The sequence below is a fragment of the Streptomyces atriruber genome, assembly GCF_001418325.1.
Taxonomy (GTDB): domain Bacteria; phylum Actinomycetota; class Actinomycetes; order Streptomycetales; family Streptomycetaceae; genus Streptomyces; species Streptomyces atriruber.
This window is the reverse complement of record NZ_LIPN01000062.1, coordinates 1-13,823: the sequence shown is the minus strand read 5'-3', so window position 1 is coordinate 13,823 and position 13,823 is coordinate 1. Positions and strand designations below refer to the sequence as shown.

The window sequence follows — 13,823 nt, the reverse complement described above, 5'->3', positions numbered from 1 at the left end:
AATCAGGTGGGCGCCCGCTCGGAAGGGCCCCCTGATGGACACGGAGAACGGTCACCCGGTCTAGGACGCTGGCGGCGTGTCGGTTGCGGTGCTGGACATGGACGTTGCCGGTGCCGGTGCTGCATCGAAGACGACAGCGGCGAGCCGCCGGGCGGCATCCGAGCGCAGGCTGAGTCCCGGCCTGATGGACGAACTGGCTGAGCTCGCCGCGGACAAGGGCCGCGATGGCGGACAGCGGTTGATGGGTGAGGGCGGCCTCCTGGTCGAGCTCACGCGCGAGTTGATGCAGGCCGCTGTCGAGGCGGAGATGAACCTGCACCTGGCCGAGGAATCCTGCCGCATCGGCGGGTGCGCCTCCCACTCGGGTGCGCCTGCAACGGGCACCGGCCGAGGAAGGTGATATCGGAGAGTCGTGCCGTCACGGGCAGGCCGTTGATCGTCTGGGCTGTGAGCAGCGCGACGTAGCCACTTCTGATAGTGGCTCGCACGGCTCCGGCCGGCTCCATCAAGTTCTTTCACCTCCAGTTTGCGCCACCGGGGACTTACTGCCGCAGTAGATTCCCGACCTCGCCCACCGCATTTATGCCTTTCTGTGCGCCCAGCAGGCCGCCCCAGGACTCATGACAGGCCAGCCAATTGGACGGGGCGGGAAGAGGTGAAAGGCAATCCCTATCGCTATAACGGAATTTCCTAATCGACTGGGGCTGAAGATGTAAGTAATGTCCTCTCGCAATAGAGGCGATCTGTGGCGACTGCGGACTGGACCGACGCGTTGCCGAGTCGCGCTTGAACTCAGAGCAAAAGGACTGTTGTGCGAGAGAACATGGCTCACCGTCGCCTTGTCGCGGCAGGAGTTGCCACTCTTGTCGCCGCAGCCATGATTGGCACCGCTGCCTCCGGGGCAGCCGCTGCCGCCGATCGAACGCAAGAGAAAGAGAAGACGCCGCAGGCGGCAGCATCTGTTGATGCGCTGCAGAGTCTGCAGGATTCCGTAATCCGTATCGAGGTACGGAAGTCAACCGGAGATGCAACCTCTGCCCTCATTCGCTCCGGTCGCCTTGATGGCGTCAGCGACGAGGAGGGAGTGGCCGCACTCCAGCAAGCGTTCGACATTATTGGTTCAATTCCCGATTCGCTCATTCAGCGTATCGAGGCCGGTGACCATGGGGCGCAGCAGGAGTTGGCAGATTTTCTGAACCAGGCTGCTAGTGCAGAACCCGCAACGCGGGGATGGTTCCAGTGCGCGGCTGGGGTGGCAAAGCTTTCCGCTGAGAACGCGATCGGAGTCGCCAAGGTCTACAAGATCGCCAAGGGGGGTAAGAAGGTGATCAAAGCTGTTTGGGCTTGGATAAAGCACAAGAAGCGCCCCACTGGCATCGACGAGGACATTGCTAACCTCATAGTCAACTCCACGGGACTCCCCGCACTGGCAGAGGCGTGCCTGTAGGATAACGAAGGGAAGTGGGCGCCGTGAAAAGCGATGAAAAAAGTCCCGTTGCTGACTCAGATGATGAGCTTGGGGCCATAGGGGGAGGCGTTCTTTATACGGCCATGTTCCTTCTGGTGGCCTATATACCCGGCACCCTTATCGGTGAATGTATCGGCAACCGCGGTTTGCCCACTTCTCCTTGGGTGATCGCACCGGCCGTGGCGCTGATTATTAGCGTCATGTTTCGGTTGGAGACGTATCTTGAAGGGCTATCGTGGTGGTCTCGGGTGGAGTATGGGTGGGGAACCCTCATGCTCGGTCAAAGTTTCGTACTCCCCATCGTCCTCGCCGTGGTATGGCCCAACTCCGTCTTGCCGTGGCTACCGCCAGCGGTCCCCACGCTTTTGTCCGTCGTGCCGATCTCATGCGCTATCTGGTGTATCAAGTGGTGGCACCGGCATCTTTGGAAAATGCAGCGGCCACAGCTGGGGCCGTATCGACCTGTTCCGCGGATCAGCGATCGAGGTTCTGAGGATATTTAGAAGCTGTTCTCGGCACCGCTATTCCGGCCTGCTGGGTGAACAGCGGCCTCGCAGCACCCCCACACATTCATGTGAACCAAATCCGGAACTTCTCTGCACGAACAGCCTTCTGCACATCACTGAAACTGGACATGTGCCCCCTGGCGTATGCGGCTGTGGCGCCGGATCGTGGGCGATGGCGAACTTGTCCGTTCGCAGTGCCAGTCGCGCCACTGCGTGAGCCGGTTGATGCATCGTTCGACAGCATTGCGCTGATTGTGGCCGCGGTTCAGTGACGGCACCTCCCGTTCCCCGCCACTGGCGAGTTGGCCTCCGGGACATTTTCTTGACCACCGCAGACCTATATGCGTGCGCCTTGGGCTCAACGTACGCCGCTCTTGAGGTTGCCCTTCCGGCACTCAATACGGTCGATCACTAGATTGACAAGAGCGACCAACAGTGTTGCCAGCAGCGCTGGGAGCCATGAGTGTTCGACGTTAAGTCCGGGAGTGAAGGCTTCTACGAGCAGCACCCCCAGAAAGGTAGTCGCCATGGATATGGCCGCGTCCGAGATACTTTTTGCTCTTCCATGAACACCTATCAGGCGCAGCGCAAGACGTACAGGAACAGCGCATGCACCCGCGAGTAGGCCACAGGGTAGGAGCAGCACGAGTGCCCAGACGAGAGTGCTGCCGCTGTCGGCTTGGATCAAGTCACCGGAGAGAAAAGCGACAGCCAGGGTGCCTCCTACGGCTGCTACAGCCAGGGCGGCGAGGATGCCGAGCCCCAGGCCGGTCATGCCGAGGCCAGCGGACACCTTCTCACGCCTTGACAGTGAGGCCCAGGTGGGTTCGCCATCCGGCCGCAGGGGCTCCACAATATGCCTCCTTTCCGTGGGAAAATCGGGGTAGCGGGTGACACTCGGACCGGCCGGCCGGTGCCACCCGCGAAATCAGCGGCCTCAGGCGGCGACCAGCATGATGGCCGTGGCGAGATCCTTGGCAATGTCAGCTGGAACACCGGCCTTGACCAGAGCGATGGTCAACGCAGTTTCGCTCCAGCTCTCGACGTCCTCAATCGCGTCAGCGACCTTGCCGCCGTTGCGCTTGAGGAAGGCGCCGCTCTTCTTGTGGAGCTTTCCTACGATCTTGCCGGCCCACACGCCACCGTGGCGCAGTCCAGCGACGATCAGCTTACGAACGATCGTGCCCGACCCCAGGATCCGCTCGCTGCCCTTGCGGGCGTCAGGGTTCTCGAGCCACTTTGCATACTGCTCGAACTCCCGCACCTGCTTGGCATCTGCGCCGTCTTCCCTCATGTGAGATATGAGGTCGCGGACATCGTCGGGAGTAGGCCGCAGCGACTCTGCTGACTGCGATACCTCGGCCAGGTCACGGCGATCCTCGACTGCGTTGACAACAGGTGCAGCAAACCCGAAGAGTACTGCAGTCATTGCAGTAGCGGCAACCATTCGAATGTGACTCTTCTTCACTGCTTTCTCTTTCTTTGAAATAGAATCCGAAAGGAGGGAATGCGGGTGAGTCGATCAGGGTGAAGCCTCGGCGAAATTCATATCGAGTATTACGCAGAGATGTCGACATACTCCCGCGTCTCTTCGCTAATGGATTGCCTGGCGGGTGCGAATCTCCTGGGCATACGATCTAGCCAGGCAGCATCAGCGATGTTCCGAGTCGACTGAACCAAAAGAGAGAGCTTGCATCTGTCGCAATGACCCTTAGGCGCGAGCTGCGGCAGCGCGCAAGCCGCCTCCTGGTTGGCGTAACGCTACGGCTCGGCCCCTGTGCCTGCCGCCAGATATTCACCAGTGGCTACGGAAAACAATGGACCACATCTCACGTTTCCAACTGGTCCGGCTTGCGTCCTATTTGGGGCTCGGCCTGATTCATCGAGTGGAGCCTTGCAGCCGCCAGGGCGGCATCGATGTTCCGAGCGTTCGTGACCACGCACAAGGTATATGTGGCAATGCACAAGGCATACGTGATGTCATCCAGTCTCTGGCGAACTTGTTCTTCATCCTGACCGGCTTTCGCAACCTGCAGCTCGTCGTAGACGGAGCGGAGATCCGCGTAGATAGAGAGAAGGTCTCTCATTCTTTTCCGGGAAACGTGCACGTCAAGTCTCTCTATTTCTCTTAACGGCAGAAGCGTTCCACCTTCGGCAGCAACAGGCGCGACTCGGCAATGCGTAGCCCACGCCTCAATGGACGCCGCTCACCTATTCCGCAGTCGGACTTTACTTGAAGACTTGACTGCAGTCGATTAGGAAATTCCTATCCGGTGACAAGGATTCCCTTTCACGGATCCACATAAGTTCACCGACTTGCTCGTTGGGCTGGTTAGAAGCGACAACTTCCAACCAGCAGAGAGGCGGGATGGCACCACCGGTCGACGTCCGGAGGCTGACGGAGCAGGAAGGGCAGAAGCTCCAGCACATCGCGCGCCGGGGCAGTACCAGCTCGGTGAGATTCGGGGCGGGCGATGATGCTGCTGGCCTCGACCGGCGATAGCACGGTTCTGGTGATCGCGCGTCTGGTCCAGGCACGCGAGGGCACCGTCCATGATGTGATCCACCGTCTCAACGAGATCGGCTCGTATGCCTGAACCCTCAGTGGGCGGGAAGCCGTCCCCGCCTACTGAGCAGTGGCGACGAGGACTTCGTCATCCACATGGCCACCACCCGGTCCACCGGCTGCGGTAGCCGGGCCACTACGACCTGCTGCCGCCCTGCTGGTCCCTGCTGAAGGTGCGGGACATCGCCAGGGCCTGGCGGTTGCGCGTAGCCGACGAGAACGAACCGACCTGGGAAATCCTCTGAGGGACGGGACCTGATGGGAGTTGCTCAGTCTGTGCCGCGCCCTGGCCGAGTGGTGGCTTTCCTGAACGACGGCGCCGGCCAAGGTGAGGCATTCACGGCGGACCGGGTTCGTGCGGGCAAGGGATTTCCACGGGGTGGTGGCCGGTGGCCTGCTGACCTCGGCGGGTCCCGCGCCGTGTCCGGGCCCGCGGACTCCCTGGCACAGCGATGTTCAGCGCCTCGACGCGGCATGGGACTGCCGCGTCGAGGCGGGTGCCACAGCTCACCAGGAGTCCGGTGCGCCGACGGGTCCGGTTGGATGATCACGCCGGAGGCTCCGGCAAGGAGTGAGGACTGATCAGCCCGGTTCCGTGGAGCCGCTCATCACCGTCCCGCGAAAGGGATCTGCACCTCAGTCCCTGCCCCCTGCTCCCCAACACCTGCCGGCCGCCACCACAGCCCTGCCTCTGCCAGGCGCGGCAGCACCCCTTCCCCGAACCAGTACGCTTCCTCGAGGTGTGGGTGGCCGGACAGGACGAATTCCTCGATGCCGAGCTTCTGGTACTCGACGATCCGCTCGGCTACCTCGGCGTGGCTGCCCACCAGAGCGGTGCCCGCGCCACCGCGGACCAGGCCGATGCCGGCCCAGAGGTTGGGCGCGACCTCCAGTCCGTCCGTGCTGCCGCCGTGCAGGGCCATCATCCGCCGCTGTCCCTCGGACTCGCTGCGGGCCAGTCCTTCCTGTACAGCGCGGATCGCCTCCGGCGAGAAGCCGTCCAGCAGGCGGCGGGCCTCGGCCCATGCCTGGTCGGCGGTGTCCCGTGTCATCACGTGCAGCCGGATGCCGAAACGCACCGTGCGCCCCGCGTCGGCGGCAAGCTTGCGGATCCGGGCAATCTTCTCGGCAACCTGCGCGGGCGGCTCGCCCCAGGTCAAGTACACGTCGCTGAAGCGGGCAGCGACCTCCCCCGCCGCCGCCGATGATCCGCCAAAGTAGATGGGCGGTACGGGGGCAGGCACACGGGCCAACCGCGCCTGTTCGACCCGCAGGTGCTCCCCGTCGAAATCGACTGTCCGTCCCTGCCACAGGCCCCGCACGATGCTCAGGAACTCGCCGGTACGGGCGTAGCGGGCGTTCTTGTCCAGGAAGTCGCCGTACGCGCGCTGCTCGTGGCTCTCGCCGCCGGTGACGATGTTGAGGAGCAGCCGGCCGGGTGCATGCCGCTGAAAGGTGGCCGCCATCTGGGCGGCCAGGGTGGGGGAGATATCGCCGGGCCGGAGAGCGATGAGGAATTTCAGGTGCTCGGTCTCCCGGGCGAGCATGGCCGTGGTGAGCCAGGCGTCTTCGCACCAGGCTCCGGTGGGGGTCAGGGCGCCTTCGAAGCCGAGTTGTTCGGCGGCGCGGGCGATTTGGGTGAGGTAGCCGAGGGTGGCGGGGCGCTGCCCGCCCGCGACACCGGCGGGCAGGCCGTGGCCGCCGCCGACGATGTGCCGGCTGTCGCCGTAGGTCGGCAGGAACCAGTGGAAGGTGAGGCTCACGGTATCTCCGGGAACAGGGAAAGAAGCAGGGCCGGGAGGGGAAGCGCGGTCACAAGAGACCGTGTCGGGGCGGCTTGGTGCCGTTGAGGACGTACCGGCCGAGGTGCTGCACCTTCCAGCGCACCGGGTCGTGCAGCGTGTGGGTGCGCGCGTCGCGCCAGTGCCGGTGCAGGTTGAGGCCGTCCAGGGCGGCCCGGGTGCCGGCCACTTCGAAGAGCGCGCTTCCCGTGTCCACGGCCGTCTCTGCCGCGTACGCCTTCGCTGCGGCGACCGCGATCGACGCTTCGGCGGCTGTGTCGTCGGTGAGGCGGGCGGCGGCGGTGTCCACGGCCTGGGCCGCGGACTCCAAGAGGGCCGTCGCAGCCCGGACTCTTAGTTCGAGGGCGCCGAAGCGCTGGATGAGGAGCGGGTCCTCGGCGGCCGTGGCGGAGCCGCTTTCGAACCAGGGGCGGCTCTTCGTCCGGACGAACTCGGCCGCTTCGGTCAGTGTTGCCTGGGCTGCACCGCTGTCGATGGCCGCATGCAACAACTGGGCCAACGCCCCGTGCAGTTGCGGGCCCTCGAAGGTGAGGTGGTGGGCCACGATGCGGTCGGCCGGTACGGCGACGCCGTCGAGACTGACCGTGCCGCTGGCGGTGGTGCGTTGCCCCATGCCGTCCCAGTCGTCGACGACCGTCACGCCGGGCGCGCCACGCGGTACGTATGCGACGTGCAGCTTGTCCTCGGCACCGCGGGCCAGCACCGGGATCCAATGGGCGAACAGGGCGCCGGTGCAGTAGTGCTTGGTTCCGGTCAGGATGTAGTCACCGTCGCCGTCAGGTTCCAGGAGGGTGCGGATGTCTTGGGTGTGCCGGGTGCCTGCCTCTGCCTGCGCGTTGCCGAAGCGGCGCCCGGTCAGCACCTCGCGGAAGAAGAACTCCTTCTGGCCAGGGCTGCCTTGGGCGCGCAAGACGTTGACGTACACGAAGTGGCTCTGTGGGATCTGGGCGATGCTGGGGTCGGCGGTGGCCAGCAGTCGGAAGATCTCAGCCAGCGTTCGGGCGGAGACGTCGGCACCACCGTGTGCCCGCGGCACGGTGATGCCGAGGAGGCCGCTTGACGAGAGCTGCTCGATTTCGGCGTGCGGCAGTTGTCGCTGGGCGTCTCGTTCCGCCGCACCGGGGCGGAAAGCGTCGGCCAGTGCGGCTGCCACTGCGATCGCTTCGGCGTCGTCAGTGATCACGTGAACGTGGTCAGGTGCGGGCTGGTCCGGATGCGCCGCTGTGGTGGGGGTGGGGGTAGTCACGGAGGTTCCTTACGGTGGTGGATCAGCTCGCCGCGGCGAGCAGTGGAGCCCGGCCGAGGGCGCTGGAGAACTGGTCGGTGACGCGGTGCAGGGCCTCGGTGGTGGCCGGCTCAGTGGCGAGCGTGCCGTCCTCCCGCAGGTCGAGTTGTCGGTCCGGGACGAACCACCCCTGGACGATGTGCGCGGCGCCCATGGAGGAGAGCACTGGCCGCAGCGCGTAGTCGACGGCCAGGGCGTGGGCCGTGCTGCCGCCGGTGGCGAGCGGCAGCACGGTCTTGCCCGCCAGCGCGTGCTGAGGCAGCAGGTCGAGCAACGACTTCAGGAGTCCGGAGTAGGCGGCCTTGTAGACGGGCGTTCCGATGATCACGCCGTCGGCCTGCGCGAACAGCTCGGTGACGGTGACGATGTCGGGGTGCTGGAAGTCGGCGCCGAACAGCGCCTGGGCGGACAACGTGCGCACGTCGAGTTCCAGGACTCGGTGGCCGTCGTCGGTGAGCCTGGTGTTCAGGTGTCGCAGCAAGCGGGCGGTGCGGGAGGTCGCGGAGGGACTCCCGGAGACGGACAGGACAGTGGACATGGCGGTCACCTAGGTCTTGAAGGGGCGGCGGTAGTAAACGGATTGGCCAGCGGCCCGGGCGGGCCGGTCAGACCACCGCTCGGACTGGTTGCTGCGCCTACTCGTTGGGCAGCTGGGCTTCCAGCTCGCGCACGAGCGGCAGGACGCGCCGGCCGAAGTACTCGACCTCTTCCAGGTAGTGCAGGAATCCGAGGAGGAAAAGGTCCACGCCGAGGCGCTTGTAGGAGACGATGCGTTTGGCGATCTGCTCCGGAGTGCCGATCAGCCCCGTACGGAACCCGTCGTTGTACTGGATGAGGTCCTCGAACGAGGAGTCCTGCCACATGCCCTTGCCGTCGGCGGCGGACTGACCCGCCTGTTTCACGGCTTCCCCGAAGCCGCCTACGGCCTCGGTGTCCGCCTTGGCGATGATCTCCCGCAGCGCGTCACGTGCCTCTGTCTCGGTGTCCCGCGCGATCATGAAGCCGTTCAGCCCGAAACGCGGCGCGGGCCGCCCGGCCGCCGCGGCCGACGCCCGCACGTCGGTGAGCTGTTCCGTGACACCGTCGAAGTCCTTACCGTTGCTGAAATACCAGTCGGATACGCGTCCGGCCATGGCGCGGGCCGCGGTGGAGTTGCCGCCTTGGAAGATTTCCGGGTGCGGCCGCGACGGGAAGGTGACCGGCTTGGGCTTGAGCGAGAAGTCGCGGATCCGGTAGAAGTCGCCCGCCAATCGTGCATGGTCCTGGGTCCAAATACTGCGGAGCGCAGTGATGAACTCCTCAGCCCGCCGGTAGCGTTCGTCGTGCTCCAGCCAGGGCTCGCCAAGCGCGGTGAACTCGCCCTTGAACCAGCCGCTGACGACGTTGACCGCAAACCGGCCACCGGACAACTGGTCCGCAGTAGCTCCGAACTTGGCCAGCACGCCGGGATTCCAGAGACCGGGGAGGACGGCGGCGATGACCTTCAGACGCTCGGTGGCGAGCAGCAGCGCCAGGCTGAAGGAGGTGGATTCGTGCTGGTACTCGGCGCCATAACTGGCCATGTATCGGACCTGAGTGAGCGCGTAGTCAAAACCGTTGTTCTCGGCCAGAACGGCCAGTTCGCGGTTGTAGTCGTAGCTCCAGTCGGTGCGCTGCTCGACGGTGCTGGTAACCAGGCCGCCACTGACGTTGGGGACCCAGTAGGCGAAACGCAGCGGGTCGGAAGGGTAGGGGGTGGGCATGAGGTACTCCCAGTGGGTCTGTAAGAGCGGGCCGGCGTCCCCGGGGCACGTGGGCGCTTCCGCGGGAAGAGCAGGTGAATACGGCATCGGCACACGTTTCCGCACGTCTTAGAAGCTGGAGAATCGGCGCACGAAAGCAATGTTTGGGGCATGCCTCGAGAAAGCCGTCAAGAAGGTGAGGCGCCAGAATGGCGGCAGAAGTGGGCCGGCCCCGGGAAATAGGAAAATAGGCGGCTCGGGATAAGCAGGTCAGATGAGACCTTGCTACCGGTCGGCGCGCCGACACAGGGCGCTGGAGACACGCCCGAGGTCCACATGACGTCTCTGAGTAAGCCATGAGGGCTCTTTCATCAACACGTCACCTCCTCGCAACAATTGGGCGCCACAGACACCCCTGGTCAGCTTCTGCTCGCCGCGCCCAGAAGTTTACCCAGGTTGCCACACCAGGTCGAAAAGCAATTGACGGGATGGCGATAGGGTTTCCCTTCAACGTGTCCGAACCTGGGGATTCATCAGAACCAACGGACCTCACCGACCGCAGGACAGTGCCGGAGACCGGCCCGTGCGTTGGGAATACCGAGCGGCGTTTGCCCATCTCTGATGATGTCTGAGACATTTTTTTACGTTTTAGGAGCTTTGAGTTGATTATGTTCCGCGCTGGCCTCTTAGCTTGGCTCTGTCGGGGATCTTGATGAGCGGGGTCAGGTTCCGAGGGTCCGCCAGGACTTGGGCCGGGGGATCTGGTGCTGGTCTAGGTAGGTCTGGAAGGCGGTCGGAGGCCTCGGTAGCGGCAGCGGCGCATGCCATGTCCGTGGGCGAACTCGTTGACGGTGCCCTCGATGCCGGAGCGGACTGCGTAACGGGTTTTCCACTCGGGTGTCTGCTGTTCAGCGCGGACGCGGAGTTGCAGCTCGCGGAGCTCTCGCGCTGGCCATTCGGGCAGGTCACCTGGTGGCGGTCGTAGTCGATGTGGAAGTCTTCCCGGCCGAATCCGTCGCCCCGGCGGTGCTGGCGGGTGGGGTTGACCGTGAGCGGGCCGCTGACAGTGATCTGGTGTTCGCGGGCGGCCTGCTCCAGGCGGATCAGTGAGGTGTAGCCGCCGTCGACCAAGTGCTCGGCGGGCAGCAGTCCGCGGCGGGCCAGGCGGGTGTGAATGCCGGGAAGGACCCGGCTGTCGTGGGTGGTTGCCGCCGTGGTGGCCACGTCCGTAATCACGTTGGGGCTGTCCGGAGCACAGGTCTCGGTGAGATGGGCGGCGAAGCCCTTCCAGCTGATGATGTGTCCGTGCCGTGCGTAGCGGGCCGCGGTGTCGTAGGGAGAGATGATCGCCCGGGACGAGGGCGGCAACCCGGCTCCGCCTTCTTTCTCGGCGCTGCGCCAGCGCAGGTGCCCTGCGGCGTCACGGTGGTAGTGCTGCACCACGATCTGCCGCAGGGCCTGGACTTGAGGGCCAGACACGCGATCTGCCCCATGCCGGTAGAGGTGTTCCAGGAGCCGGACGGCGTCGTTTCCGGTGGCGAGGATCCTGGTCTTGGGTCTGGTGGGGTTCTTGCCCAGGCGGACCGGCCGGCCGTAGCGGCGCCCCCAGTCCTCGCCGACCAGATCGTCAAGCAGGTGAGAGGAGGTGCTGGCGACTTCTTCGAGTGCGGCGCGGACCGCCTCATTGACCAGCTCCAGGCGGGTCAAGTCGCGCACCGCGGCCGGGACATGGGTGAAGTCGGTGCGTTGCGTGGTGCGCTCACGCACCAGGCCGGCCTCCTTGAGGCGGTCCAGCGCGAGGTCGAGGAGGCGGTCAGCACGGTCGCCCTCGGTGAGACGGTCGCGAAAGTCGGCCAGCACACTGTAGTGGAAGCCCGGATCGTCCAGCTCCATCGCCAACGCGTACTTGAAGTCAATGCGGCAGCGGACCGCCTCGGCGGCCTGCCGGTCCGACAGGCCGAACAGGAACTGCAGCACACAGACGGTGGCCAGTTGAGCAGGCGAAAGCCCCGGAGGCCCGTCCCGCGGGTACCAGTCGGCGAAGTCCTCGTCACGCCACAGCCCATCGAGGCGATCCCGCACCCATATCGGCGTCGTACCAACCGAGTTGCTCGCCCGCGCCACCTGCGCAGTCAGAGGAGGGACTTGCTCACCGGAACGGGGGCGCAGGGACAACGGGCGCCTCGACAGCTGCATCGGTCGGCCGAACTACCCGAGCATGCCCGTTGACCGTGCTGCCGCACCCGGAACTCCAAGATCCCCGACAGAGTCAAGCTGAGAGGTCGTTTCAGAGGTCGTTCTCTCCGGTCAGGGGTGGCGGACGCCGGATTCCAGCAGCGCTGCGCCCAGCGGGGTCAGGGTGTGGCGGGCGGCCTTGCCGTCGCGGCCGGTGGTGATCAGGCCGACCTTGCGGAGCACGGTCGCGTGCTGGCTGGCGGAGCTGGCGGACACCCGTACCCGACGGGCAAGGTCCGTGGTGCTGCAACCGTCCGCCACCGCTTCGAGCACCGCTGCCCGGGTACGTCCCAGCAACTCCTCCAGCGGCCGGCCCGCCGTGTCACCGACGCTCCACAGACCCGCCCCCGGCGGCTCGGCCCCCAAGGCCGGCAGGGCGAGCACCGGTGCCTGCGCCGAGTCCCCTGGACAGGCCAGCAGTTCAGCCTGTCGCAAGGAGAACACGGCCGAGGAGACGACCAGGCCGCGCCCGCCCAAGTGGACGTCCGCCTCGTGGCGATGGCGGACTTCGAGCACCGGCGGCCGCCAGCGCACCAGGGACGGATCGAGCGACTCCAGCATCCTCTCGGTCCCGCCCTCGCCCATCGCGCGCACATGGCCGTCTCGCACAGAGGTGAGGAACGAGCGCATCCGCGGCCAGTAAGGCGCCATGGTCACCGCGTGGCACGTCCGCAGCGCCGCGGCCACCTGGAGCCGGGCCTCGCGGTCGCCGTCCGCCAGATTCCGGGCCCAGTTGCGGTGCGCGGGCCGGATACGAAGGTTCTCCAGCTCCGTCCGCAGCAGGGCCCGCGGAGCCGCCAGGAGATTCTCCACCGCCTCGTCGAGGTCCGCCGTGTTCCCCATCAGGCTCATCGCGTCGAACACCGGTCCGCGTCCGGGCATCAACGCGGCCAAAGGCCCCGCCCGTTCGCCCAGCCGCCCGCCGACCGCGGCCCGCCACCGTAGGAACGGCGCCAGGGCCGGAGTGTCCGCGCTCGCCCGAAGCAGCCGCACGCCGTCGAACGTCTCTGCCGCCACCCCGAGGGACACGGCCACCCTGGTCCGTGCAAGATCCTCCGCGGTGAAATGAATGCGTTTCACGGCCCCCGCCCTCCGCACCGCCGCCTTCGTGGACCTCTCCAGTCTCCCCGGTGCCCCTGACACCGATGCGGCGGCCGGGCCTCCTTCGCGCGACGCCATACCTCGTCCCCACCGGGCGGAGCGATCCTTTCAGCGGTGCTTGAAACGATGGCGACAGCCATCCGGGCCGTGCCACGGTGACAGCCGCCTGCCCCTCACAGAGGAGGGCCAGGACGGAACCGGAAAGGAAACAAGCGATGCTCCGGAAACTCCCGATCACCGCAGCGGCACTGGGACTGGCTCTGTCGGGCCTCCTGGTGATGCCGACATCGGCACAAGCGGCGGAGCGGCCCACGGCAGCCGCCGAGCCGAACTGTGGCTACACCGACAACTGGGGCGGCCGGGCGGTGTGGAGGAACTGCGGAAACTTCAATCACCTGATCGAGACCTGGGCGCTGGGCGCCAGCAAGAGCTACCAGTGTGTGGCGGCCCACTCCACCTACACTCTGGGGCCGACCTGGTTCATCAGCAGTTCCAAGTACGCCGACGGGGTGGGCTGCACGCCGTAACACCCCCGAACCGGGCGCGGCCACCCCGCACGCCACCCGGATCCCCCTCTGGACATCGCCCAATCGCCCATCGGAGGAACCGCAATGCGCGTGAAACTTGCGACGCTGGGCTCCACAGCCGCCCTCGTCCTCGCTCTTGGCACGGCCTCGGCGCAGCCCGCATCGGCCGCCCCGGCAGCCGGGTGGGACCGCTGTCCCAACGGTTCCTTCTGCGTCTTCGACGGGCGCAACGGAACCGGGACGATCGCCTGGTTCCGCTCCGGATCCCCGGACCTACGAGGCCAGTCCATGGACAATCGGACCACCTCGTACTGGAACCGCAACGGGGATCAGTGGGCCCTGTACGACGGATACAACTACGGCACGGGCTGCTTCACCGTCCATGCGGGCGCGCAGGCCGACCTGCCCACGAGGTTCCCCTCATTGGACAACGTGTTCAGCTCCCTTCAAAAAGGTGGCTGCGGCTGATCGCGCTCGGCCGGACCACGGTCCACGACGGGCTCCAGGCGCTGACGGGCTCCAGGCGCTTACGTGCACCACCACAGGAAGCGGTCGCACGTCTCGGTCGGGGTCGGCTCCGGGGGCTTCGTCGGCTTGGGGTCGTCGGCGGGG

14 protein-coding genes and 2 pseudogenes are annotated in these 13,823 nt (G+C 65.8%); 5 read left to right on the top strand and 11 right to left on the bottom strand.

From position 1 onward, the window contains the following. Positions 1-76 precede the first annotated feature (76 nt). Positions 77-400 carry a hypothetical protein gene (locus AOK03_RS07150; RefSeq protein WP_055564325.1) on the top strand — a complete coding sequence of 108 codons (324 nt, stop codon included), beginning with the start codon at positions 77-79 and terminating at the stop codon, positions 398-400. Between the two features lie 477 nt (positions 401-877). Continuing rightward, on the top strand, positions 878-1,447 hold the full coding sequence (locus AOK03_RS42450; RefSeq protein ID WP_157868881.1) for a hypothetical protein: 570 nt from the start codon (positions 878-880) through the stop codon (positions 1,445-1,447). Positions 1,448-2,332: 885 nt separating this feature from the next. On the opposite strand, the gene AOK03_RS40590 is transcribed toward AOK03_RS42450, so the two are convergent. From AOK03_RS40590 to AOK03_RS07140, 3 genes are all read right to left on the bottom strand, one after another. Then, positions 2,333-2,827, bottom strand: coding sequence for a hypothetical protein (locus AOK03_RS40590; protein ID WP_244177513.1), 495 nt, complete (start codon positions 2,825-2,827; stop codon positions 2,333-2,335). Positions 2,828-2,911: 84 nt separating this feature from the next. Beyond that, complete coding sequence (locus AOK03_RS07145) at positions 2,912-3,442, bottom strand: hypothetical protein (RefSeq protein ID WP_244177512.1); 531 nt, start codon at positions 3,440-3,442, stop codon at positions 2,912-2,914. Between the two features lie 361 nt (positions 3,443-3,803). Continuing rightward, positions 3,804-4,061, bottom strand: coding sequence for a DUF5133 domain-containing protein (locus AOK03_RS07140; protein ID WP_055564323.1), 258 nt, complete (start codon positions 4,059-4,061; stop codon positions 3,804-3,806). 281 nt (positions 4,062-4,342) lie between these two features. Between AOK03_RS07140 and AOK03_RS40585 the strand changes: the two are divergent. After that, positions 4,343-4,678, top strand: a pseudogene (locus tag AOK03_RS40585) (helix-turn-helix domain-containing protein); the annotation flags it as partial. A 470-nt stretch (positions 4,679-5,148) separates the two neighbouring features. On the opposite strand, the gene AOK03_RS07135 reads toward AOK03_RS40585, so the two are convergent. The 8 genes and pseudogenes from AOK03_RS07135 to AOK03_RS07110 all read right to left on the bottom strand — a co-directional run bounded on the left by AOK03_RS07135 (position 5,149) and on the right by AOK03_RS07110 (position 12,663). Then, entirely contained in the window at positions 5,149-6,303 is a 1,155-nt protein-coding gene (locus tag AOK03_RS07135) for an LLM class flavin-dependent oxidoreductase (RefSeq protein WP_055564322.1), read from the bottom strand. 49 nt (positions 6,304-6,352) lie between these two features. Beyond that, entirely contained in the window at positions 6,353-7,525 is a 1,173-nt protein-coding gene (locus AOK03_RS07130; RefSeq protein ID WP_055564321.1) for an SfnB family sulfur acquisition oxidoreductase, read from the bottom strand. Positions 7,526-7,610: 85 nt separating this feature from the next. Next, a complete protein-coding gene (gene ssuE, locus AOK03_RS07125) occupies positions 7,611-8,165 on the bottom strand; it encodes an NADPH-dependent FMN reductase (protein ID WP_055564320.1) in 555 nt (184 codons plus the stop codon). Positions 8,166-8,262: 97 nt separating this feature from the next. After that, a complete protein-coding gene (sfnG, locus tag AOK03_RS07120) occupies positions 8,263-9,369 on the bottom strand; it encodes a dimethylsulfone monooxygenase SfnG (RefSeq protein ID WP_055564319.1) in 1,107 nt (368 codons plus the stop codon). 264 nt (positions 9,370-9,633) lie between these two features. After that, on the bottom strand, positions 9,634-9,720 hold the full coding sequence (locus tag AOK03_RS45110; RefSeq protein ID WP_425264360.1) for a putative leader peptide: 87 nt from the start codon (positions 9,718-9,720) through the stop codon (positions 9,634-9,636). A gap of 400 nt (positions 9,721-10,120) precedes the next feature. Further along, a complete protein-coding gene (locus AOK03_RS43815) occupies positions 10,121-10,279 on the bottom strand; it encodes a transposase (protein ID WP_244177515.1) in 159 nt (52 codons plus the stop codon). 965 nt (positions 10,280-11,244) lie between these two features. Next, positions 11,245-11,544, bottom strand: a pseudogene (locus AOK03_RS43810) (transposase); the annotation flags it as partial. Between the two features lie 111 nt (positions 11,545-11,655). Further along, complete coding sequence (locus AOK03_RS07110; RefSeq protein WP_055564370.1) at positions 11,656-12,663, bottom strand: ArsR/SmtB family transcription factor; 1,008 nt, start codon at positions 12,661-12,663, stop codon at positions 11,656-11,658. A 236-nt stretch (positions 12,664-12,899) separates the two neighbouring features. On the opposite strand from AOK03_RS07110, the gene AOK03_RS07105 reads away from it, so the two are divergent. Further along, positions 12,900-13,211, top strand: coding sequence for a hypothetical protein (locus AOK03_RS07105; RefSeq protein ID WP_055564318.1), 312 nt, complete (start codon positions 12,900-12,902; stop codon positions 13,209-13,211). Positions 13,212-13,295: 84 nt separating this feature from the next. Then, positions 13,296-13,679 carry a peptidase inhibitor family I36 protein gene (locus AOK03_RS07100; protein WP_055564317.1) on the top strand — a complete coding sequence of 128 codons (384 nt, stop codon included), beginning with the start codon at positions 13,296-13,298 and terminating at the stop codon, positions 13,677-13,679. Positions 13,680-13,823: the final 144 nt, after the last annotated feature.